The sequence below is a fragment of the Actinomyces gerencseriae DSM 6844 genome (assembly GCF_000429265.1).
GTDB classification, from domain to species: Bacteria; Actinomycetota; Actinomycetes; order Actinomycetales; family Actinomycetaceae; genus Actinomyces; species Actinomyces gerencseriae.
Genome location: NZ_AUBN01000017.1, coordinates 13,948 through 35,339, shown reverse-complemented (window position 1 = coordinate 35,339; position 21,392 = coordinate 13,948). Strand labels below are relative to the sequence as shown.

General features: G+C 72.3%; 19 protein-coding genes and 1 pseudogene. 19 read left to right on the top strand and 1 reads right to left on the bottom strand.

From position 1 onward, the window contains the following. Positions 1 to 5: 5 nt before the first annotated feature. The 8 genes from G448_RS19215 to G448_RS19210 all read left to right on the top strand — a co-directional run bounded on the left by G448_RS19215 (position 6) and on the right by G448_RS19210 (position 11,207). Positions 6 to 2,285 carry a thioesterase domain-containing protein gene (locus G448_RS19215; RefSeq protein ID WP_425393645.1) on the top strand — a complete coding sequence of 760 codons (2,280 nt, stop codon included), beginning with the start codon at positions 6 to 8 and terminating at the stop codon, positions 2,283 to 2,285. Beyond that, positions 2,282 to 3,421: a saccharopine dehydrogenase NADP-binding domain-containing protein gene (locus tag G448_RS0108485; RefSeq protein ID WP_026407637.1), complete on the top strand. Its 1,140-nt coding sequence runs from the start codon at positions 2,282 to 2,284 to the stop codon at positions 3,419 to 3,421. The genes G448_RS19215 and G448_RS0108485 overlap by 4 nt, the downstream gene beginning before the upstream one ends. Then, positions 3,418 to 5,409 (top strand): class I SAM-dependent methyltransferase, encoded by a 1,992-nt coding sequence (locus G448_RS17070; protein ID WP_051268801.1) that lies wholly within the window; start codon positions 3,418 to 3,420, stop codon positions 5,407 to 5,409. Before G448_RS0108485 ends, G448_RS17070 begins: the two co-directional genes overlap by 4 nt. Then, the gene (locus G448_RS15835) at positions 5,406 to 6,854 is read left to right on the top strand and encodes a class I SAM-dependent methyltransferase (RefSeq protein WP_051268799.1); all 1,449 of its coding nucleotides are present in this window, start codon (positions 5,406 to 5,408) and stop codon (positions 6,852 to 6,854) included. The genes G448_RS17070 and G448_RS15835 overlap by 4 nt, the downstream gene beginning before the upstream one ends. Continuing rightward, positions 6,851 to 7,648, top strand: coding sequence for a thioesterase II family protein (locus G448_RS0108470; RefSeq protein WP_084436546.1), 798 nt, complete (start codon positions 6,851 to 6,853; stop codon positions 7,646 to 7,648). Before G448_RS15835 ends, G448_RS0108470 begins: the two co-directional genes overlap by 4 nt. A gap of 100 nt (positions 7,649 to 7,748) precedes the next feature. Further along, a complete protein-coding gene (locus tag G448_RS0108465) occupies positions 7,749 to 9,407 on the top strand; it encodes a (2,3-dihydroxybenzoyl)adenylate synthase (protein WP_051268794.1) in 1,659 nt (552 codons plus the stop codon). Next, positions 9,400 to 10,419, top strand: a complete 1,020-nt coding sequence (locus G448_RS15830) for a methyltransferase (protein ID WP_051268792.1) — start codon at positions 9,400 to 9,402, stop codon at positions 10,417 to 10,419. Before G448_RS0108465 ends, G448_RS15830 begins: the two co-directional genes overlap by 8 nt. Continuing rightward, positions 10,419 to 11,207: an alpha/beta fold hydrolase gene (locus G448_RS19210; RefSeq protein WP_084436544.1), complete on the top strand. Its 789-nt coding sequence runs from the start codon at positions 10,419 to 10,421 to the stop codon at positions 11,205 to 11,207. The genes G448_RS15830 and G448_RS19210 overlap by 1 nt, the downstream gene beginning before the upstream one ends. Here the strand turns inward: G448_RS19210 and G448_RS15825 are convergent. Then, positions 11,178 to 12,374 (bottom strand): annotated as a pseudogene (locus tag G448_RS15825) (threonine ammonia-lyase); the annotation flags it as partial. The gene G448_RS19210 and the pseudogene G448_RS15825 sit on opposite strands and share 30 nt — an antisense overlap. Positions 12,375 to 12,471: 97 nt before the next feature. Between G448_RS15825 and G448_RS15820 the strand changes: the two are divergent. The 11 genes from G448_RS15820 (at position 12,472) to G448_RS0108400 (ending at position 21,387) form a co-directional block, all read left to right on the top strand. After that, positions 12,472 to 13,425, top strand: a complete 954-nt coding sequence (locus G448_RS15820; RefSeq protein ID WP_084436552.1) for a LysR family transcriptional regulator — start codon at positions 12,472 to 12,474, stop codon at positions 13,423 to 13,425. Positions 13,426 to 13,559: 134 nt separating this feature from the next. Beyond that, positions 13,560 to 14,288, top strand: a complete 729-nt coding sequence (gene fabG, locus G448_RS0108445; protein WP_026407634.1) for a 3-oxoacyl-ACP reductase FabG — start codon at positions 13,560 to 13,562, stop codon at positions 14,286 to 14,288. A 47-nt stretch (positions 14,289 to 14,335) separates the two neighbouring features. After that, positions 14,336 to 14,713 (top strand): ApeI family dehydratase, encoded by a 378-nt coding sequence (locus G448_RS17065; RefSeq protein ID WP_156910982.1) that lies wholly within the window; start codon positions 14,336 to 14,338, stop codon positions 14,711 to 14,713. Positions 14,714 to 14,879: 166 nt separating this feature from the next. Beyond that, positions 14,880 to 15,248, top strand: a complete 369-nt coding sequence (locus G448_RS0108435) for a hotdog family protein (protein WP_156910981.1) — start codon at positions 14,880 to 14,882, stop codon at positions 15,246 to 15,248. Beyond that, on the top strand, positions 15,241 to 15,486 hold the full coding sequence (locus G448_RS0108430; RefSeq protein ID WP_026407632.1) for an acyl carrier protein: 246 nt from the start codon (positions 15,241 to 15,243) through the stop codon (positions 15,484 to 15,486). The genes G448_RS0108435 and G448_RS0108430 overlap by 8 nt, the downstream gene beginning before the upstream one ends. A 21-nt stretch (positions 15,487 to 15,507) precedes the next feature. Beyond that, positions 15,508 to 16,722, top strand: a complete 1,215-nt coding sequence (locus G448_RS0108425; protein WP_034494845.1) for a beta-ketoacyl-[acyl-carrier-protein] synthase family protein — start codon at positions 15,508 to 15,510, stop codon at positions 16,720 to 16,722. Positions 16,723 to 16,733: 11 nt separating this feature from the next. Then, positions 16,734 to 17,747, top strand: a complete 1,014-nt coding sequence (locus G448_RS18995) for a beta-ketoacyl synthase N-terminal-like domain-containing protein (protein ID WP_169720840.1) — start codon at positions 16,734 to 16,736, stop codon at positions 17,745 to 17,747. Continuing rightward, positions 17,744 to 18,895: a beta-ketoacyl synthase N-terminal-like domain-containing protein gene (locus tag G448_RS0108415; RefSeq protein WP_026407630.1), complete on the top strand. Its 1,152-nt coding sequence runs from the start codon at positions 17,744 to 17,746 to the stop codon at positions 18,893 to 18,895. The genes G448_RS18995 and G448_RS0108415 overlap by 4 nt, the downstream gene beginning before the upstream one ends. Further along, on the top strand, positions 18,892 to 19,611 hold the full coding sequence (locus G448_RS15805) for a beta-ketoacyl synthase N-terminal-like domain-containing protein (RefSeq protein WP_084436543.1): 720 nt from the start codon (positions 18,892 to 18,894) through the stop codon (positions 19,609 to 19,611). The genes G448_RS0108415 and G448_RS15805 overlap by 4 nt, the downstream gene beginning before the upstream one ends. Beyond that, entirely contained in the window at positions 19,611 to 20,432 is an 822-nt protein-coding gene (locus tag G448_RS0108405) for an alpha/beta fold hydrolase (RefSeq protein ID WP_026407629.1), read from the top strand. Before G448_RS15805 ends, G448_RS0108405 begins: the two co-directional genes overlap by 1 nt. Before the next feature lie 73 nt (positions 20,433 to 20,505). Continuing rightward, entirely contained in the window at positions 20,506 to 21,387 is an 882-nt protein-coding gene (locus G448_RS0108400) for an acyl-CoA thioesterase (RefSeq protein ID WP_026407628.1), read from the top strand. The last annotated feature ends 5 nt before the right edge of the window (positions 21,388 to 21,392 follow it).

Genomic DNA, 21,392 nt, shown 5'->3' with positions numbered 1-21,392 from the left:
TCGCGGTGCCCGGGGTGGGCGCGGCGGCCGTCACCGTCGCGACCGGGGCGACCGGGAGCCGGATCCTGCTCGGGTTCGTCGAGCCGGAGCGTCGCAGCATCGACGCCGAGGCGCTCGGGGCCTACGCGCGCCGGGTGTCCCGGACGGTGGAGCGGACGCTCCCGGCGCCCGAGGCGCACGGCGGCCCGCGGACGAGCGGCCCCGCCGTGGAACGTGACGGCTCCGATGCCGATGCCACGGCGCGGTGGCTCGATCGGGTGGTCGCCGTGGCGGCCCACCGCGCGGTGTCCGACCAGGTCGCCCGCGACGAGCCGTCACCCGTGCGCATCATCGAGATCGGTGGCGGCACGGGAACGATGGCCGCGGCGGTGCTGCCGGTCCTGGCCGGCTTCGACGTCGATTACCTCCTCACCGACGTCTCACCGCGCCTCCTGGAGGGGGCCGCGGCCCGCCTGCCCCCCAACGCGCGCAGTGCCCGGCTGGACATCGCCGGCGACCTGCGCGAGCAGGGCTACGGTCCCGCGATCGCCGACATCGTGATCTCCACGGGTGCCCTCGGCCTCTGCGACGACCCGGCCGCGGCTGCGAGGCGGGCCCTGTCGCTGCTGAGGCCCGGGGGGATCCTGATCCTGACCGAGCCGGCGTCGCCGCATGGCGAGGGCGGCGACGCCGACGGGAGCGGCGGGGGCGCCGGGGTCCCCGGCCGGTCGCCGCTATCGCCCGGGGCCTGGCGCCGGCTCCTCACCGACGCGGGCTCCGAGGTGGTCGTCGAGCCCGCCGTCCCCGAGGGCGTCGGCGCGGCCGTCCTCGTGGCGGTGGCCGGAGCGGACCGCGCGCCGTTGTGGGCGGACGCGCTGCTGGCGCACCTTCGCGAGAAGCTGCCCGCGTACATGGTGCCCGAGCGCCTCCAGATCGTCGAGCGCCTGCCCCTGACCGCGAACGGCAAGGTCGACCGGAGCGCACTCGTCTCCTGGGATCCGGCGCAAGTCGCCGAGACCGGGACGGGACGCCCGGCCGATGAGCTGGAGCGCCGCCTCGCCCGGTTGTGGTCCGGACTGCTGGGCGTGGAGCGCATCGGGCGTCAGGAGAGCCTCTTCGAGCTCGGAGCGGATTCCCTGATCATCGCCAGGGCCGCCGGCCGCCTTCGCGAGGAGGTCCCGGAGGCCGGGGAGTTCGAGTTCGACGTCCTGCTGCGACTCATGCTGAATGAGCCGACGCTGGAGGCTCTCGCGGGCCTGCTGCGCGCCGGACCGACCACGCAGAACGTGCGGCGGGAGACGGCCGGGGCTCTCGCGCGCGTCCCCGACCCGCGGGCGGGTGCGCGTGCCGAGGGCAGTAACGCCCTTCTCGTCCCGTTCGGCGGCGAGGGCGGGGACGGCCCGCTGCGGGTGATATTCCACGCTGCGCTCGGGACCCTGGACACCTTCCAGGCCCTGGGCGGACTGCTGGTCGAGCAGGGCCTCGGACCGGTCATCGGGATCGCGGTGGCCGACTGGGACGACTACTGCGCAGTGGAGCCGGCCGAGCTGATATCCCGGCTGGCCGACGACTACACCGATCGACTGCTGTCCCGGTCGAGCGCGCGGTTCCAGCTGATCGGTCACTCGCTGGGGGGACTGCTGGCCGTCGAGGTCGCCCGGCGGATGCTGGAGTCCGGTGTCCCGGTGGCCGACCTGACCCTGATCGACAGCGTGCCGACTCTCGTCTCGACGGACGACGAACTGGCGCTCGAGGCGGTGTTCGTCCCCAATCTCAAGCTCGATCCCGGTGAGGTGGTACTCGGGGGAGTCGATTCGGCGGATGTCTTCCGCGCCTTCATGATGGTTCACGACCGCAACGACGGTCACGTCCCCGATGGAGCCCTGTCCCGGGTGGGGGGAGACCCGGGGCTGGACGCCGTCGCAGCGGCATTCCGCGAGCGCGCCGCGATTCCCCAGGAGGAGAGGCTCGCCGCCTACGCGCGGGCGTCGGAGGCGCGCGCCGGCGCACCAGTGGAGCCCGAGCTCGTGCCCGCGCTGTATCAGGTGTTCCGGCACAGCCTGCTCGGCTCCGTCGTCCGGCTGGATCCCTACCTCGGCGACCTGACTCTGCTGCACGCCTCCCAGCGGCAGTCCTTCGGGATCATCCCCGGGATGGAGGGGCTGTCGGTCCCCTACTGGACGGACACGTGCCTGGGGGAGCTGACCGTGATCGACATCGAGGGACATCATCTGTCCTGCATCGAGGAGCCCCACGTGACGAGGGTCGCCGACCTGCTCGGTCGCGCCGTGAGGGGGCGGAGGTGAGGGCCCGGACCGGCGCGGTGGGAGTGCTCGGCGGCTACGGCGACATCGGCGCGCACGTCGTGCGCGCCCTGCACGAAGCGGGGGTGGGGCCCCTGCGTGTCGGGGGCCGTGATCCTCGTCGTGCCGAGGCGCTCGTCGACGGCGACCTCGGCGGTGCGGGGACAGCGGTCGCCGTCGACATCGCGGACGCCCGCGCCCTGCGGGACTTCGCGGACGGGTGCCGGGTCCTTCTCAACGCCGCCGGACCGTCCCGTGCGGTCGGCGCTCCGGTGGCGCTCGCGGCGCGCGACGTGGGCGCGCATCTGGTGGACGTCGCCGGCGACGAGCCGTTGCACGGGGTCCTCACCGGTCTGTCCGGAGACGACGATGCGACGGAGGGCCGGGTCGACCTGCTGTCGGCCGGGATGCAGCCCGGTCTGACTGCGATTCTGCCCAGGTACCTCGCGGCCGCGTTCGCACGGGCGGAGTCGCTGACCGCCTGGTCGGCGATCATGGACCGGTTCACGCGGGCGGCCGCCGAGGACTACCTGGAGGGGACCGCCCGGCGTCTGAGCGAGCCGCTGGCGGCGTGGCGGAGAGGGCGCCGTGTATCGCGCGCTCTGCGTCGTGCGGACGAGCCGGTCGCGGTGCCCGGGACCAGCGCCCGATTCGCCGACGTCCCCATCATGACGGCGGAGTCGGAGCGACTCGCGGGCGACCTGCGGCTGGTCGACGGGCAGTGGCACACGCTGATGATCGAGGGGGAGGTCGGCGACCTGCTCGATCGTCTGCACACGATGGGGCGAGAGGAAGCCGCCGGGGCGCTCTGCCTCGCCAGCCGGATCGATATGGCGGGCAGGCGGCCGCTGGCGGTTCTGCTCGCCGAGGTTCGGGGAGAGCGCGTCGAGCCGCGGGGCCCGGGGATCCGCAGCGGCATGCTGCGCGGATCCGGGACGGGCGCCCTCGCCGGTGCCGCCGCTGCCGCTGCCGTCCTGGCGGTACTCGAGGACGAGGTCCCCGAAGGGCTGCACTACGCGGCCGAGGTCCTGGACCCGATCCGGGCCCTCGAACGGGTGAGCGCGGTGCCGGGGGTCGAGCTTCACGTCGTCGACGGGCCGATCGACCTGATGAGCATCGTCGAGGAGGGCGAGCTGTGAGCGAGGAGATCGACGCCGCCCGGGACGCGCGCGTCCGCATCATGGTGTTCGGCCGGCTGCCCGCCCGCACCGCCGCCCGGCTGGCCGAGGCCGGCGTCCGGATCACTCCGTCCGCCGAGACGGCGTGGGCGGCCCCCGGGGCCGCGGTCGGTCCGACTGATCCGGCCGATCTGATCAGGGGCGCCGATGGGGCTCCGCACCTCCTCGTCCTCCAGCCGCCCGTGGGGAGGGCGGAGTACACAGCGGCGCTCAGAGCGGCGCGGGCCACCGGCGCGGAGCTGAGGATCGTCGACCCGGTCCGCGGACGCGATTCCGTCGAGGACTTCGTCATGGCCGCCAGGACCCTGAACGATCGGGAGGGCATCGGCGTCGTGCGCGTCCGCTGCATGGCGGAGGAAATCTACACCGCCTTCCACATCATCACCGACGCCTTCGGCAGGCCCCGACGGCTCTCCCGCGCGGAGAGCGGGGTCCTGGAGGGGACGGCCGGCGGCACCCGGTTCGCGCTGCGAGTCGGTGGCGGCGCGTTGCGACTCGCAGCGGCCTCGTCGGCGGGCGAGCTGGTGCTCGTCAGCGAGGACGGTCCGCTGCTGTGGTGCGCGGATGAGTACGGCCCGGAGGCCGTGACCCCGGTGACGGGGCGGGCGTCGGCCCTCGCCGACGACAGAAGAAGGGCTCTGCTCCGCGAGCTGACCGTTCGCGGGTCCCCCGCCGACTCGCGCAGCCGCTCCCAGCAGGAGATCCTTCTGAGCGGAGTGCTGGAGGATGCCCGCGAGCTGTGCCCGGCCGGGACGTGGGAGGCCGGACGGAGCCGTCCGCCGTCCGCCGGTCGAGTGCACGCGGCCGACCTGCTCGCGCGGCCCTCGGACGACGTCCCCCTCCGGCTGCCCTTCTCGGACCTCGCTCGCTCCGCTGCCGAGGCCGCCGGAGCCGCTGCCGTGGATCCCCGGCGGATCGGTCGGCTGAGGGAGGCCACCGCCGTCGCCGACTCATACAGCCGGGCGGCGATGGCCCGTCTACTGCGACCGGTGCTCCCGGCGCGCTCCGCCGCCGAGGTCATCGACAGGCTGGGGGCGTCCAGGCGACATGCCTGGCTCGTGCGCCGCTGGCTGGCCGCCCTCATTCGCAGTCGGGTCCTGGAGGACGGCGAGGGGGTCCTCTCCCCGGGGGCGGCGCCCGACGACCCCGGGGAGAGGAGCCTCGCCGAGGCCTACAATCTCCTGGGGTTCAACCCGTTGATGACCCGGCTGCACACGGAGATCGCCGGTCGCCTGGGCGAGTTGATCCGCGATGAGACGAGGATCGAGGAGATCCTGTTCGCCCACCACGACATCGTCCCGGCGCTCACCGCATACCAGGACAACGTCGTCTCCCGCTATCTGAACGCCGCCCTGGCGGACGCCGTCGGCCGGGCCGTTCCGGCCGACCGGCCCCTGAGGATCGTGGAGCTGGGAGCCGGCGGCGGCATCTGCACGCGGGCCGTGCTCCGCGCCCTGGACGGGAGGGGGGTCGGGGCGGGCCGTCCGGACTACCTCTTCACCGACGTCTCCCCGGCGTTCGTCTCGGCCGCCCGGGATCGGCTGTCGAGGCCGGGACTGCGTTTCGGTCTGCTGGACATCAACGCCGACCTGGTGGATCAGGGGGAGGGCCTCGAGCCGGGGGGAACGGACGTGGTCGTGGCGGCCAACGTCCTTCACAACGCGGAGCACGTGGGCCGGACCCTTCGGCGCATCCGTCGTCTCCTGCGCCCGGGCGGCGTCCTGGCCGTCGTGGAATCGACTCGTGACTCCCACGCCGTGCTCACCTCGATGGCCTTCCTGCTGTCGCCCGCCGACGGCGAGAGGAGCGCCGACGAGGTGTTCCTCGACCGTCGCGCCTGGCGGCGCGAACTGGTCGGCGCGGGCTTCGCGCTCGTCTTCGACCTGCCCGATCCCGACGGCCCGCTGGATGCGAGCGGGCAGCACCTCGTTCTAGGAGCAGCGCTGTGAATGACAGTCGACCGATCACGACGTACCGGCCCCTGCCGGGCACCCGCCCGGCCAAGGTTCTCGCCGAGCTCGAGCGTCTCGCCGTGGTCAGGGCCGAGCTCCCCGGTGCGCTGGTGCGCGCGCTGGCCGTCGAGCCGGCTCTGCCTCTGACCGACCTGTCCGCGTTGCGCGGCATCGTGTGCACCGATGCCGCGGTCGTGCCCGAGGATGTCGAGGCCGCTCTGGGCGTCCCCGTCGAGCGCGCTCCCGTCGCGCCGGAGCCGATGCCCGACATCGATCCGCGCCATGTGGCGGAGGCGGCCGAGCGCGCGGCGGAGGAGGCCGTGAGCGGGATCGATACGAGCGCGGTGCTCGGATTCGACGAGGACCTCGACGGAGCGGCGCTCCTGACGATGCTGCACTCACTGGGCGTCACGCCCTCCGGGACGTCCTTTCACGCGGTGCTGGCCGCCGTCACCCCCGAGCACCGCGGTCTTATCGAGCGATGGGTCGCCGCCCTGACCGAGGACGGGCTCCTCGTCCGCGACGGGGACGTGCTGCGGGCATCCCGTGCGGTGGACGATGCGGACGTCGCAGAGGCCTGGGACGCGGTCGATCGGTCGTGGTGCCGGATCTTCGGGCCCCGGGCGGAGTCGGATCCGCAGCCTCCCCCGGGGGCCGGCTCACTGACGCTGGAGTACATCCGGGCCAATGCGGGTCTCCTGCCCGGACTCATGCGCGGCACGGTATCCGCCGTGTCCCTACTGTTCCCCGGAGGCGGTCTCGGCACTGCTGCCGCCATCTACCGGGAGTCCCCCGTCGTCCAGTACCAGGTGGCCGCCATCGCCGGAGCCCTCGCCGCGCTCGTGCGGGCGCTGCCCGCCGACAGGCCGCTGCGCGTCCTCGAGGTCGGGGCGGGCACCGGCGCCACCACCGAGGGGGCTCTGGCCGCCCTGGAAGGGCATCCTGTCGACTACCTGTTCACGGATCTCGGCCCGTCGTTCCTCGAGGCGGCTCGGAGGCGCTTCGGACCGGCCGGGGTGAGAGTGGCGGTCTTCGACATCGACGGTCCCGATGACCAGGGGATCGCGGGCGAGACGTTCGATGTGGTCCTCGCGGGGGGCGTTCTCAACAACGCCCGCGATACCGACCACTCGTTGAGGCTTCTGGGCCGGCGCCTCGTCCCGGGCGGCTGGCTCCTGATCTCCGAGCCGACCCGGGAGGTGCAGTGGATCTCGATGACTCAGGCGTTCCTGATGACGACCGCGGCCGATGACCGCCGAATGACGGATTCGACCTTCCTCTCCCACGACCAGTGGAGGGCCGCCTTCGATCGCCTGCCCGACATGTCCCCGGTCCTCGACCTGCCGCCCGCGTCCCACCCCCTGGGCGCCATAGGGCAGCGCGTGTTCGCGCTGCGGAGGGCGGGGGCGGGACGGCCCCCCGCCGGGGAGGCGACGGCATGAGCGATGCGAGTAGCACGGGCGGCATGAGCGGTGCGAGCGGAGCCGAGGCGCCGTGGAGCCGCTGGCTGCGATGTCGGGATCCGCGTCCGGGGGCTCCGGTGCGGCTCGTCTGCCTGCCCCACGCCGGCGGCTCGGCCAACGGGTATCTGCGTTGGTCGTCGCCCCTGGCCGGGAGCGTCGAGGTGCACGCGGCCCAGTACCCCGGGAGGGAGGATCGCTTCGCCGAGGCGCCCCTGTCGCGCATGGAGCAGTTGGCGATGCCTCTTGCGGATGCGCTCGCCGGCTGCGGATGGAGAGACCGTGGGCTCGCGCTGTTCGGTCACAGCATGGGCGCGATGCTCGGCTACGAGGTGGCCGTTGAGCTCCAGGAGCGCGGTTGCCCGCCCGATTTGGTCATCCTCTCCGGCAGCAGGCCGCCGTCCCTCCACCGGCCGGGCCACCTCCACCGGAGCAGCGACCGGGAGCTGCTGGCGGACCTGGTCCGTCTCAACCCGGCCAACACCGAGGCCCTCGGCTCACGAGAGCTGATGAGCGTGCTGCTGCCGACCATCCGTGCGGACTACCAGGTCATCGAGACCTACCTGCCGCGTCCGCACCCACGACTCCGCTGCCCGCTGCTGGTCATGCTCGGCGAGGAGGATCCCGAGGTCTCCGCGGCCGAGGCGCGGGGATGGGAGTCCTGCACGGCCGGCCCCGCACGGGTCGTCGTCCTGCCCGGTGACCACTTCTACCTGGACGCCGACCGCGACGCCGCGCTCGCGCACATCGGTCGAGCGCTCGCCGCGCTGGGCTAGTCCTCCGCACTGGTCCCGCGCCCTCCCGTCGCCGGCTCCGGCCGGCCACAGGCCCCGTCTCCTTCGATCCTTATGCGAACCCTACGAAAGGTGCCCTCTCATGATCCCAGATGACCCGGCCCGGGCCGCCGTCGTGCGCTCGACACCGGACTTCGTCGGATGGCCCGACGACGTCGCGCGCCACTACCGCGAGGTCGGGTGGTGGGCGGGCCGGACGCTCGGCGAGGAGCTGCGCGGATGGGCGACTCGCGCCCCCGACCACACGGCGGTCGTCTCCGGCGACGACAGGTGGACCTATCGCGAGCTCGACCTGCGGGCGGACGTCGTGGCCGCCCGACTCGAGGAGGCGGGGATCCGGCACGGTGACGCCGTGGTGCTGCAGTTGCCCAACAGCGCGGCCTTCGTCGCGATCCTCTTCGGGCTCTTCCGGCTCGGTGCTCGCCCGGTCATCGCGCTCGCCGCGCACCGGCGGTCGGAGGTCGAGCACTTCTGCAGGACGACCGACGCCACCGCGTACCTGTGCGCGGACGTCGTGGATGGCTTCGACCATCGGGGCCTGGCCGACGAGATGCTGGAGACGGTGCCCTCCCTCCGCACGGCGCTGGTCGTCGGGGATCCGGGGCATCACCGTCGCCTCAGCACCGCGCCGCCCGCGCCCGGCGAGCGGATCGGAGTGGTCGAGAGGGCGCGGCCCGGCGACCTCGCTCTGCTCCTGCTCTCCGGCGGCACCACCGGGCAGCCGAAACTGGTGCCGCGCACCCATGACGACTGGTCCTACAGCGGCCGTGCGATGGCCGAGGCCATCCCCTACGAGTCGACGACGGTGACGCTGGTCAGCCTGGCCATAGGCCACAACTGGCCTCTGACGCACGGGATGCTGGCGACGTTCCACGCGGGCGGCACCCTCGTGCTGGCGGAGACACCGGATCCGGTCGACTGCTTCGAGCTGGTGGAACGAGAACGGGTCACCGACACCGGGCTCGTTCCGGGCACGGCGCTCCTGTGGATGGACGAGGCGCCCTGGACCCGGGCCGATCTGTCCTCTCTTCGCCGGGTGGCGATCGGCGGCAGCAAGCTCGATCCCGAGCTCGCTCGACAGGTGGAACCCGTCCTGGGGGCGCGTCTCCAGCAGATGTTCGGCATGGCCGAGGGTCTCATCGGATTCGTTCGCGATGATGATCCCGAGGAGATGCGGATCCGCAGCCAGGGGAGGCCCGTCTCCCCCGGGGACGAGATCCGGGTGGTCGACGCGGACGATCACGACGTGCCGGAGGCCGAGGTCGGGGAGATGCTGGCCCGGGGCCCGTACACGATCCGGAGCTACTACCGGGCGCCGGAGCACGATCGGCGATCCTTCACTCGCGACGGCTATTACCGCACCGGTGACCTCGTCCGCCTGCTGCCGGGCGGTTTCGTGGAGTTCGCGGGGCGCGTCAAGGACCAGATCAACCGGGGCGGGGAGAAGATCTCCGCCCAGGAGGTGGAGAGCCACGTGATGGCTCACCCCCGCATCAGGCAGGCGGCGGTCGTCGGCGTCCCCGACACCGTCCTGGGGGAGCGCTGCTGCGTCTGCGTCGTCCCGAGCGGGCGGGCCCCCGGGGTGAACGAGCTCAGGGCCTTCCTCACCGAGCGCGGACTGGCAGCGTACAAGATGCCCGATGCGTGCGAGATCCTCGACAGCCTTCCGGTGACCGCGCTCGGGAAGATCGACAAGGCGGCGCTGTCCGTCGCGGTCGGCGGGAGGGGCGACGATGAGTGATCGAGTCCTGGAGCTGCTGACCGGGGGCTGGAGGGCCCGTATCGTCTCCTCGGCGGCCCGCCTGGGGGCCTTCGACGCGATCGCCGAGGGCGCGGCCGGGGTTCCGGAGCTGGCTGTCCGGCTGGGCCTGCACGAGACCGCCCTGAGCAGGCTGCTCCGGCTCCTCGCCGGCCTGGACCTCGTCAGCGCGGTGCCGGGCGGCGGGGAGTACCGGCTGACCGAGGCCGGGGCGGTGCTGACCTCCTCGCACCCGTCGTCGCTGAGACCGCTCGTCGACCTGTACGAGGAGGACTACTTCGATGCGGCGTGGCGGGAGCTCGAGACGGGGCTGCGCGAGGGCGCGACGCCTTTCAGGGTCGCCTTCGGCGTCTCCGTCTTCGACTATCTCGCGACGCACCCGCAGGAGGCGTCCAGGTATGTCGAGGCGATCGGCGCCGGCGCTCCTCACGGGGCGGTGCTCGCCGACGCGGTCCACCTGGACTCGCCCCGCCTCGTGGTGGACCTGGGCGGTGGCGACGGCAGGATGCTCGCTGAGATCCTGGCCGCCGAACCGGAGGCCCGCGGTGTGCTCGTGGAGCGTCCGGATGTCGCCGCCCAGGCCGCTGACGCGCTGGTGCGCAAGGGCCTCGGGGACCGGGCGGAGGTCGTGGGCGGCGACTTCCGCACCTGCGTACCGGTCGGGGCCGACGTTTACGTCCTGTCCCGGGTGCTGCACAATTGGAGCGATGCGTCTTGCACCGCGCTGCTGCGCGACATCGGCTCGGCGGCGGCGCACGACGGAAGGATTCTGGTGGTGGAGCGGATGATTCGCGACGGCGGCGCGGCGACGGCGGGCGATGCGCTGGCCCTGCTCTTCGATCTGCACATGTTCGTCATGACCGAGGGACGGGAGCGCGCCGAGGTCGAGTACGCCCGTTTGGCGGGCGACGCCGGACTGGTCGCGCGCCCCGCGGTTCCGCTGCACATGGGATTCTCGGTGCTGCCCCTGCTCACCGACGTCGGGACCGCCTGATGCCCGCCTCCACGAGCGCCGCCGGGGGCGGTGGATCCGCTGGCAGGGGCGACGGGATCGACAGGATCGTGCTCGTGCACGGCGGCATGCACGGATCCTGGTGCTGGGAGCGGGTCGTCCCCCGGCTCGCCGGCGACGTCGTCGCCGTCGATCTTCCGGGCCGTCCGGAGGGGTCGGGGCCGGTCACCCTGGACGGCTGGGTCGATACCGTGATCTCGGCCACCGCACCCGCGGGGAGGTCCCTCATCGTGGGGCACTCCCTGGGAGGTATCTCGGTGCTCGCCGCGGCCGGCCGGGCACCGGAACGGGTTGGCGGCATCGTGCTGATCGCCGCAGTCGTCCCGCGGCCCGGGCAGTGCTACTGGGACCTGCTGCCCGGGCCGCTCGCGCTGTTGCGCCGCGTACTGGGCATCGGGGAGGACGAGCTCGTCCTCCCGAGCGCGATAGCCCGGTACATGCTCTGCAGCGGCCTGTCACGCGCCGATCGGGAACGGATCCTCTCGCGGCTCGTCCCGGAGTCCGGGGCCGTTCTCGGCACCCCGGTCGACTACCGGCTCGCGGACGGCCTCGACGTGACATACGTCCACACCCGCCGTGACCGGATGATCCGCCCCTCGTCGCAGCGGCGCTACGCCGGGCTGCTTCCCGCCGGCACCCGTCGGCTGCGGCTCGACAGCGGCCACTGCGCCCTGTACGCGCGGGCCGACGAGCTGGCGGGGATCATCAACGGGCTGGCGGGCCGGGGACCCGGCGAGGGCCGTGCGCCCCGTTCCACGAATCCGGGATGATGGCGACCCGAGCGCGGCGAGCTCGTCGTCGTCGGCATTGCCGCCGGTGCACACGACGGCGCAGGGGCCGCCGCGCGTGGAACGCGCGGAATCGGCCATGAGACCGGCCAGCCCCGTGGCGCCGGCGCCCTCGGCCAGGGTGTGGGCGTGGATCGACATGAGCCGCACGGCATCCAGGATGTCGTCGTCGCCGACCAGGATGAAGTCGTCCAGAGCGCGGCGCAGGATCGACTGGGTGAGTGCGAAGCTCGCTCCGACCGCCAGGCCCGCCACGCGCGTGCGGCTCGGGACGCTCACCGGCAGGCCGGCCCGCCAGGCGTCGTGGGAGGCGGGCGCGGCGGCGGACTGGACACCGACGATCCGGCACCGCGGGGCCAGGGCGTCGCGTACGAGGCAGGCCCCCGCCGCCCCCGAGCCGGATCCGACCGGGACGTAGACGGTCCTCAGGTCCCGGTGGCGGCGGAAGAGCTCCAGGTACGCGGTGGCGTGCCCGAGGACGATCGCCGGCTCGTCGCCCGGCGACACCAGGCGCATGCCCTCCGCGGCGGCGAGGCGGCCCGCGTGGGCGAGCGAGTCGCACATCGTGTCGCCCTCGACGACGACGCGGGCGCCCAGGGCCCGAACCGCCGCCACCTTGCGGGCCGGGGCGCTCACCGGCACGACGACGGTGACGGGCGCCCCGCTGCGCGCCCCCGCCCAGGCCAGGGACTGGGCGTGGTTGCCGGTGGAGGCGGTGACCACGCCGCGGCGCCGCTCCTCCTCGTCGAGCGAGGCCATGAGCGCCACCCCGCCGCGCACCTTGAAGGCCCCGGTCGGCTGGATGTTCTCGTGCTTGACGACGACCTCGACTCCGGCCGCCGCGCTGAGCAGGGGGTAGGACCAGGCGGGGGTCTCGGGCAGAACCGCCGAGACGGCCTCGAAGGTGCGCACGACGGCCCCGAAGTCGAGACTCACGGGGGCGGTGGCGCCCGGGTCGGGGAGGCCGGAATCGCCGTTGTCCGGGGCAGAGGCGTCCGGGTCGCTGTGGCCCGGGGCGGGGATGCCGTCGCCCGGGGCGGGGGCGCTGAGATCGGGGCCGCGGTCGGGCCCTGCGGCGGCGGGCGCGGCGGACACGGCTGCGGGTTCTGCGGCTTCTGCGGGCTCTGCGGATTCTGTCATGGCCCTCATGGTCAGGGTCGCCGGCCTATCGGTCCAATGAATGTTTCGTCCCATACCCATCGATGCGCGACATACGTGCGGCGCATGTGCGACATACTTGGTGGCCGTGATCGACGTGCAGCAGCTGCGGGCCCTCGTCGAGCTCGCGCGCCTCGGTACCGTCTCGGCCGCCGCCGAGTCCCTGGGCTACAGCCAGTCCGCCGTGTCCCACCAGCTCGCCGCGCTGTCGCGGGCCACCGGTGCCGTGCTGCTCACCCGGGCGGGGCGCGGCGTCCGCCTCACCGAGGAGGGGCGGACCCTGGCCGCCCGCGGACGGGAGGTCATCGACCTGCTGGAGCGGACCGAGCGCGAGGCGGTCGCCATGGCGCACGCCGAGGAGGGGCGGATCCTCCTCGCCGCCTTCCCCTCGGCGGTGGCCTCCCTGGTCCCGGGCATCCTCGCCGTCGTCTCCCGGCGGCATCCGGGCCTGGAGATCGAGCTGGTCGATGCCGAGCCGCCCGAGGCCCTGGACTCCCTGCGTCGCGGGCGGGTCGATGCCGCCCTGTCCTTCTCCTACATCGACGACGACGCCGGTGAGGATCTGGAGACGGTCCGCCTCCTCGACGACGTCCTCTACCTCGTCACCCACCCCCTCGGCATCGAGGACATCGCCGACGGCGCGCAGTGCCGCTGGGTGACCGGGTGCGCGCGCTGCCACGAGCAGCTGATCGCCGTGGGCAGGGCCAATGGCTTCACGCCGGAGACCGCCTACGCCAGCGACGACTACGTGGCCGTCCAGGCGCTGGTGGCCGCCGGCGTGGGGGCGGCGCTCCTGCCCGGGATGGCGCTGAGCGCCTACCGGCACCGGGCGGTCAGGGTGCGCCCGCTGGCCGAGGAGCACCGCCGGATCGAGATCGTCACGCGCGCGGAGAGGCCCCGTCCCGCCGTCATCGACGTGCTCGTCGAGGCCTGCCGCGAGGCCGTGCGTCGCACGGACATCCTGCGGCCCGAGCCGCTCGACGCCGTTCTCTGCGTGCCGACGGAGCGATCCGCTGGTGTTCTGCGACACGTTCACGAGTGAATTTCGTCGATGCGTTGACGGACCGATATCAATCCGTTACGCTACAACTCGTATCGAATCGCAGCTCCGATTCCTGTTCTGAGCGCCCTGATCCTTGTCCTTGAACACTTGATCTAAGGAATGTGAAGCAATCCATGCAGCACCGCGAGCACTATCGCCATGTTATCGTGACGGGCTCCAGCCGTGGTATCGGTCGGAGAATCGTCGAAACATTCACCGCCCTCGGTGATCGGGTGTCCTGCTGCGCGCGCAGTGAGAGCTATGACGGGCCCACCACGGACGACGGCCCTTTCTACGCCCCGTGCGATGTGAGTGATCATGCGGCGGTGCGCGCATTCGTCGATACCGCCGTCGACCGCCTGGGCCCGGTGGACGTCCTGGTGAATAACGCGGGCATCGTCCGCGACAGGTCGATCGCCCTGATGACGCCCGAGGAGTGGGACGAGGTCGTGAGGACCAACCTCTACGGCGCCTTCAACTTCTGCAACGCCGTTGCGCTGCCGATGATGCGCGGGGGCGGGGGAGTGATTCTCAACATCTCCTCGGTCGCCGGTGTGACGGGCAATCGGGGGCAGGCGAACTACAGCGCGGCGAAGGGGGGAGTCAACACCCTGACGCGAACGCTGGCGCGGGAGCTCGGGCCGTCGGGGGTCCGGGTCAATGCGATCGCACCCGGGTTCATCGAGACGGACATGACGGCGAACCTGCCCGAGGCCGCGCGCACGACGGCCCGGTCCACGATCCCGCTCGGACGCTTCGGCACCGTCGACGAGGTGGCCTCCGTGGCCGCCTTCCTGTGCAGCCCGGAGGCCGGGTACATCACCGGGCAGGTCCTCAGGGTCGACGGCGGGATGGTCCTGTGAACGAGAGCCCCGCTCCCGCGACTCGGCCTCCCCGTCATCCCTCTCCCGTGGCCGTGCCGACGCTCGTCGAGCACACGGAGGAGGGATTCACCGCTCGGCAGTCGACGCCGTCGCGATCGCCCTACCAGGACGGGCACTACCCGGATATGCCGATCTATCCGGGGGTGTTCTTCATCGAGAGCGTCGTCAATGCCTCGCGCGCCTATGTCCGGTTGCGCGGGATCGAGCCTGGGGCCGTGTCGCTCAGCCGTGTGGAGAATGTTCGATTCGTCTCCCCCGGAACGCCCGGGGAGTCATTCACGGTTGTTGCGCGACTGGAGGATCCCGGCGGGGGGCCTGGGACCCGGCGCGTGTCGGCCTCGTGCCGCGACGAGCGCGGGCGCGTGCTCGCGGAGATGGCCCTCCGGCTCGCTCCCGACGCCTGAAGGATCTGAAGGAGATGACGATATCATGACCGATGCCTCCGCATTCATCCCCCACCGCGGCGCGATGATGTTGATATCCGCCGTCCGGGACGTGTCCGTGAATAGCCGGAATGATGGGAATGGCGCGAACGACGGGGCGGGACCGAGTGCAGAAACCGTTCATGACGTGACGCTGGACGAGCCCTGCTACGCCCAGTGGGGCCTGACGGAGGGACCGTGGCCCAGGACGCTGATGACCGAGTTCCTCGGTCAGACGGCCGCTCTCCTGTGCGCGTGCGCGAATGCCGGGAGAACGGAGCAGTCTCCGCTTTTCGCCCGCGCGGAGAACGCGATTTTCCTGGGGGACGCATTCCCGGGGGACAGGGTGATCGGCCGAGCGACGATCGAGCGGACGATCGGGCCCGCGTCATTCGTCAGGGCGAGCGCCCGAGTGGGGGACCGAGTCCTGTGCACGATCGACCAGGCGACCATTTTCTACACGGAGAAGTCCGGCACCAGTCGGACGAGAACAACAAAGGAGAGACACCATGAGTGACAACAACCTCGACGACCAGCTGCGGGAGCTCATCGCCGACGTGCTCGAGATCGAGCCCGAGGAGATCACCGATACCTCCCTGTTCGCGGAGGAGCACGGGGCCGACTCCCTGCGGGCGATCGAGATCCTCGCGAGGATCGAGAAGACGTTCGACGTCGAGATCCCGCAGGATGAATTGTCGAGAATGGTCAATCTGGAGTCCGTGCGGGCGATCGTCCAGGAGCACGCGAAGGCCTAGCCCCGGCGTGACCACGTGACCATGTTGAACGACTCGGTAGTCGTCTCCGGGCTGGGCCCCGTCTCCAGCATCGGTATCGGACGAGACGCCTTCAGGCGGGGGATCGAGGAGGGACGGGTCGGCACGGGACCGATCCGGAGCTTCGACACCACGGGATTTCCGTACGTGAATGCGGGCGAGGTCGTCGACTTCGATCCGCGCGCGATACTCACAGCACTCGACGAGTCCGAATGGGGCCGCAGCTCCCTGCTGGCGGCCTCCGCCGCGAGACTCGCCTTCGAGGACGCCGGCGGTCCGGCGGAGCTCGATCCGGAACGCTGCTCCAGCGTCATCGGAACGACCAGCGGCGAGTCGCAGGAGATCGAGGCGCTCGTGGCCGCGTGGGTCGATGACCCGCAGGCGCCGATGGACAGCGCCGACGCCAGCCGGGTGGCGCCGTCCAGCCTCGCGGACGCCGTGAACGCGGAGCTGGGGTTCGGGGGCGAGGCGATGACGGTCTCGACGGCCTGCTCGGCCAGCAACTACGCGGTGGGGTACGCCTACGACCTCCTGATGTCCGGTGAGGCGGACGCGGTCATCGCCGGCGGCGCCGACTCCGTGTGCCGGTGGGCGCACGCGGGCTTCTACCGGCTCGGCGCCATGACCCAGGACGTCTGCTCGCCGTTCGACGAGCACAGGAGCGGCATCCTGACGGCCGAGGGGGGAGCGGCGCTGTTCCTCGAGCGGCGGTCCCAGGCCGTCGCGCGCGGTGCGCGGATCTACGCGACCGTCAGGGGCTACGCGCTGTCGTGCGACGCCTCGCACATGGTGTCCCCGAATCGGGAGGGGATCGTGCGGTGCATGAGGCTCGCGCTCGAGAATTCCGGGACCCGTGCCGAGGACGTGGACTACATCTGCGCCCACGGGACGGGCACCGCCGCGAACGATCTCACCGAGGGCATGGCGGTGAAGACGGTCTTCGGGGACGACCCGCCGCCGATCAGCTCGATCAAGTCGATGCTCGGTCATTCCATGGGCGCGGCGAGCGGATTCGGCGCGATCGCGTCGGTGCTCGCCCTCCACGAGGGATTCCTGCCCCCGACGGTCAACCACCGGCAGACCGATCATCGCCTGACGGGGCTCGACGTGGTCCCGAATACGAGCCGGCCCGCGCATATCGGGGTCGCGCAGAACAACGGATTCGCGTTCGGGGGGAACAACGCGATCGTCATCTTCGGGAAGGAGGACCGAGCCTGATGGGACAGCCGATGAGACAGCAATCGGGGACGACGGGGGACGCCGGCCTGACGGTCCTGTCGATCTCAGGGGTCCTCCCCGGGCGGGCGCGGTTCTCCGACTTCCTGGAGCCGGTGCCCGCGGACGGCGACCGGCCGGACCGGATCCACGACTTCGACCCGGTCGAGCGCCTCGGCCGGAAGGGGATCAAGATCCTCGACCGGGTCACCTGCCTGGCGCTGGCCGCCTGCGGGGAGGCTCTGACGCAGGCCGGTCTCCCGGCGCCGGAGAGCTCGACCGATCGATTCGGCGTGGTCTCGGCGACGACCAACGCGAGTCTGAAGTCCGTGACGGGCTACAGCCGCGCGACGCTGGTCGAGGCTCGCCCGTACCTGGTGAACGCGATGCTGTTCCCGAACACGGTCATGAACTGCGCCGCGGGGCAGGCCGCCATCCGCTTCGGGCTGCGAGGGCCGAACGCGACGATCGCCGGCGCCGACCTCGCGGGCATCCAGGCCCTCCACTACGCGCGGAACCTGGCCAGGCGGGACTACCTCGACCACGTCATGGTGTTCGGCGCCGAGGAGATGACGGACGAGTACCGGGCCCTTCACGCCCATTCGCGGGCATCGGCCGCCCGGGCGATCGAGGGCGGCGTGGCGGCGGTTCTGACCGCCCGACCCGATGCGGCCGGTGCTCGCCTCGTCTCCTCCGCCGTCGTGACGCGGATGGCCGCGCGGGGCGAGTCCTCGCGGGACGCCGTCATGAGGTGCCTGAGGGCCGCGGGGGCGGACGACGTCGACCTCGCCGTCAGCGTGGCCCCCCTCGAACGGGACGCGGCGTCGGCGCTGGAGGCGACGGTGCCGGCCGTGCTCGACCTGACGGAGCGGGCGGACTTCCTCCGCTCGGGTCAGGGACTGCTGGGGCTGGGGGTCGCCGCGGCGATGCTCGCCTCCCGTGAGGGGCCCCGGAGGATCGCGCTCGTCGGTCAGGGCAACGGCGACCAGTTCGGTGCTGTGCTGGTCGAGGGGACGGAGGAGCCGTGACGGTCGTGATCTCGCGCACGGCGATGACGAGCTGCCTGGGGGATGCGGAGAGCACGTGCGCCGGGCTCCTCGCGGGCGCCTCGGGCGAGCGTCGGCTGGGAGGGGAGCCCGCCGGGGAGAGCACGGTGTCCTACGGCTACCCGGTGGGCGAGCAGCCCCGGAACAGCGCATGGCCCCTGCTCGCGCCCGTGCTGGCGTCGGTGTGCCGGGGCCTGCCGCGCGAGGACCTCGAGGGCGTCCGAGTGATCGTCGGCACGGGCATGCACGAGCAGCGCCTGACGGAGGTCTCGGCGATCGGGTCGGGGAGGACCCAGGTGGCCGCGTTCCCCGAGGAAGCAGTCGTGCGCTCGCGGGCCGGAGAGGAGGTCCGCCTGCCCGTCACGGTGCTGACCGGGGCGTGCTCCGCCTCCGGGACCGCGCTGACGATGGGCGCGGATCTCATCGACAGTGGCATGGAGTCCCGGGTCGTGGTGGCCGGCGCGGACGTCATGGCGATGGGGATGCTGGGGATGATGGGGCGCGTCAACCGCGAGTCCCCCCACAGGCTCCGCCCCTTCGACGCCGAGTCGCGGGGAGTGCTGCTGGGGGAGGGCGCGGCCGCGGTGCTTCTCGAGGCCCGCGGGCGGACCGGAGGGCGCCCGGCGCGCGCGGAGCTGCTGGGCGCGGCCATCACCTGCGACGGGTACCACGAGACCGCCCCCTCGCCCGAGGGCATTGCGCGATGCGTCGCGCTGGCCCACGAGCGGGCGGGGGTGCGTCCACCGGACATCGACGTCGTCATGGCGCACGGGACCGGGACGCGCCTGAACGACCCCACGGAGGCCCGGATGCTGAGCGCGGTCTTCGAGGGCGCCTCCCCGCTCGTCTCGGCGATCAAGGGGGCGACGGGGCACACCTCCGGCGCCTCGATGCTCATGAGCCTGATCGTGGCGCTGGTCGCGATGCGCCGGCGGCTCGTCCCGCCGGTCGTCGGCCTGCGCGATCCCCTGGACGAGGCCTCGGGCCTCCGGTTCCCGCCGGACGGCGGGGCCCCGCTGAATGACGGGGGCGCCGTGATCGCGCAGGTCGAGGCGTTCGGGTTCGGGGGCGTCAACTCGGTGTGCGTCGTGCGCTCCCCCGAGGGCGACGAGAGGGGCGAGTCGGCATGAGGCGGGCACCCGGTTCGGGGACGGCGCGAGTGCTCGGGGCGTTCGTGTACGAGCCCGGCGCGCCGGACGCCGCGACGGGCGCGCCGATGCCGGATCCCGACAACGCCAGGGACTGGCTCGGTCGCCGCGGTCTTCTCGGGAAGAACCGCGCCACCCGGATGGCGCTCTGCGCCGCTCACGGGCTCACGGTCCTGCGCGGGGCGGAGGCTCCCCCCGGTGGTCGGACGGGCGTCGTCGTCTCCTCCAACTTCAGCAATGCCGATGTCGTCATCAGGGACGCCAGCAGGCTCTACTGGGAGGGGGAGGCGGCCCTCAGCCCGGTGGACGCCCCGACGCACTCGGCGAACATCATCGGGAGCAGCCTGGCCATTCGCCACGAGTGGCGCGGGCCGAACGTGAGCGTGTGCTCGGGGCGCCGCGCGGGCGCGGAGGCGCTCGAGATCGCGTCCCTGCTGCTCGCCGCCGGACGATGCGATCGTGTCGTCGTCCTCGGCGTCGACGACGCGGTGCCCGCGCCGTTCCTCGCGATGGACGAGAGCGATCGGCCCCTGGCGGCGGCGGTGCTCCTCGGCCGGGGGAGGACGCCTTCGGCCCCGTCGCCGGAGCCGCGGCACGACGACGACGCGCTCCTCCCGCGCTACCACGGGGCGCGCCACGTGCTCGAGGCCGCGCTCGACGCGGCGTCGTCCGATCTCGGTGATCGGCTGCTGGTGTGATGGGCGCGTACCCGCCGCTGATCGGGGTCCACGGTCTCAACGACGACGGCAGGACCTGGTCCCCGCTGGCCGAGCGGAGCGGACTGGAGATCACGCCGTTGGAGGCTCCGTGGAGTCGTCCCGGGCCCGCCCGCCTCGACTTCCCCGCGATGAGCGGGCTCATGGACGAGGCGTGCGGCGCGGCCCGGCGCGGCGGGGCGTTCGGGATCATCGCCCACTCCCTGGGCGCCTCGGCGTGCCTGCGCTACGTCGCGGAGCGCGGTCCCTGCGACGGCCTCATCGGGATGATCCTGGTGTGTCCGACCTACGTCAGGCGCGCCGAGGTGGGACGGGCCTCGGAGCGCCGGGAGCACCGACGGCGGTTCGACGCGGTGCTGGCGGAGCGCCTGCACACCGAGCGGGCGGATCTGCGGGCGGATCAGGGCCGGGAGACGACCGACGCCATGGTGCGCGTTCTGATCCGGCAGGTCCCCGACGGCGAGCGCGAGGCCTCTCTGGCCTTCGTCGAGCGGACGACCGCGGCCCCGCTCGAGCGGCTGAGGATCCCGGTGCTCATCGTCGGCGGCGACCTGGACCCCGGAACGACGGATGCCCAGCGCCGCGAGCTGTGCGACCGACTCGCGCACTCGCGCCTGGAGGTCCAGGAGGGGCAGGGGCACTTCTGCCACGTCAGTGCCCCGGGACGAGTCGCCGCGCTGGTCGAGGAGTGGATGACGACCCGGATCGGTGAGGGCGTTCCCGGAGCGCTCGAACCGCGTGAGGCGAATGAGGGCGCGCCCGGGGAACGGCAGGGGAGACACGGCGGCGACGTTCGTCAATAGGCATGGAGCAGCGTGAATGAGCGCGAACAAGCATGAAGGAACACGAGGCAATACTCAGAAAGGGGCAGAGGCGATGAGTGCGTCTTCTCGAAGTGATGCTCGCCCGCTCAGCGAGGGTGCGAATATCGAGTCCTGGATCGGTTTCAAGCACTTCTCGTACTTGGCGGAGGGCGCCGTGCAGGACTTCCTGCGGGAGACCGGCATGTCTCAGGACGACATGCTCCGCGAGACGGGCGAGAGCGTCGACATCGTGGAGTTCTCCCTGAGGCTCCCGTCCCCCCTGTACGCGGACTCCCGCGTGTCGCTCCACGTCGAGGGGGAGCGCGCCGATCCGTCGAGGCCGCCCGCGGACGCTCTGCGCGTGCGCGGCGACAGGGTGTCGGCGGAGGCGTCGGCGCGGTGCCTGGAGGGGAGGGCGGGACTGCGCGGGTGGTCCCGCGAGGAGCTCGACGCGATGCTCTCGCGCGCGGCGCAGGCCGGACCGGAGGTCTCATCCACCGCGTCCATCATGAGGGGTGCCGCCCCCGGCCTCCACGACTGGCTCTTCACCGTCCCCTACCCGTACTGCCGGGCGAGCAGCGTCATGCAGTTCGACGGATACGTGAGGCTGGTGGAGGACTCCGTCGAGCGGTTCCTGCGCGCCCAGGGGGTGTCGGTCCGCCGCCTGCTGGTCGAGCGCGGGTGGATCCCGGTCGTGACCCGGTGGAGTCTCACGATCGACGAACCGGTCCTCATGGAGGAGGAGCTGGTCATCAGCACCGACGTGACGGGCGTCTTCAAGGGGTTGCTGTGGGACAGCGACATCGGCTTCCACGTCGTGCGCGACGGCGAGAGGGTCACGGTCGCCCGGGCCTCGATCACGCACGGATACGCCATCACCCGCGGACGCCTCTCCGGGACGATGGCCGCCTTCGACGACGAGCTCCTCCACGCGTTCGGGCAGTCGGGGGAGTGATGTCC

Excerpts from the sequence above, each read along its gene's own strand:
- G448_RS0108470 (WP_084436546.1), top strand. The coding sequence starts at position 6,851 with ATGAGCGATGCGAGTAGCACGGGCGGCATGAGCGGTGCGAGCGGAGCC.
- G448_RS0108465 (WP_051268794.1), top strand. The coding sequence starts at position 7,749 with ATGATCCCAGATGACCCGGCCCGGGCCGCCGTCGTGCGCTCGACACCG.
- G448_RS15830 (WP_051268792.1), top strand. The coding sequence starts at position 9,400 with ATGAGTGATCGAGTCCTGGAGCTGCTGACCGGGGGCTGGAGGGCCCGT.
- G448_RS19210 (WP_084436544.1), top strand. The coding sequence starts at position 10,419 with ATGCCCGCCTCCACGAGCGCCGCCGGGGGCGGTGGATCCGCTGGCAGG.
- fabG (WP_026407634.1), top strand. The coding sequence starts at position 13,560 with ATGCAGCACCGCGAGCACTATCGCCATGTTATCGTGACGGGCTCCAGC.
- G448_RS0108430 (WP_026407632.1), top strand. The coding sequence starts at position 15,241 with ATGAGTGACAACAACCTCGACGACCAGCTGCGGGAGCTCATCGCCGAC.
- G448_RS0108425 (WP_034494845.1), top strand. The coding sequence starts at position 15,508 with ATGTTGAACGACTCGGTAGTCGTCTCCGGGCTGGGCCCCGTCTCCAGC.
- G448_RS18995 (WP_169720840.1), top strand. The coding sequence starts at position 16,734 with ATGAGACAGCAATCGGGGACGACGGGGGACGCCGGCCTGACGGTCCTG.
- G448_RS15805 (WP_084436543.1), top strand. The coding sequence starts at position 18,892 with ATGAGGCGGGCACCCGGTTCGGGGACGGCGCGAGTGCTCGGGGCGTTC.
- G448_RS0108405 (WP_026407629.1), top strand. The coding sequence starts at position 19,611 with ATGGGCGCGTACCCGCCGCTGATCGGGGTCCACGGTCTCAACGACGAC.
- G448_RS0108400 (WP_026407628.1), top strand. The coding sequence starts at position 20,506 with ATGAGTGCGTCTTCTCGAAGTGATGCTCGCCCGCTCAGCGAGGGTGCG.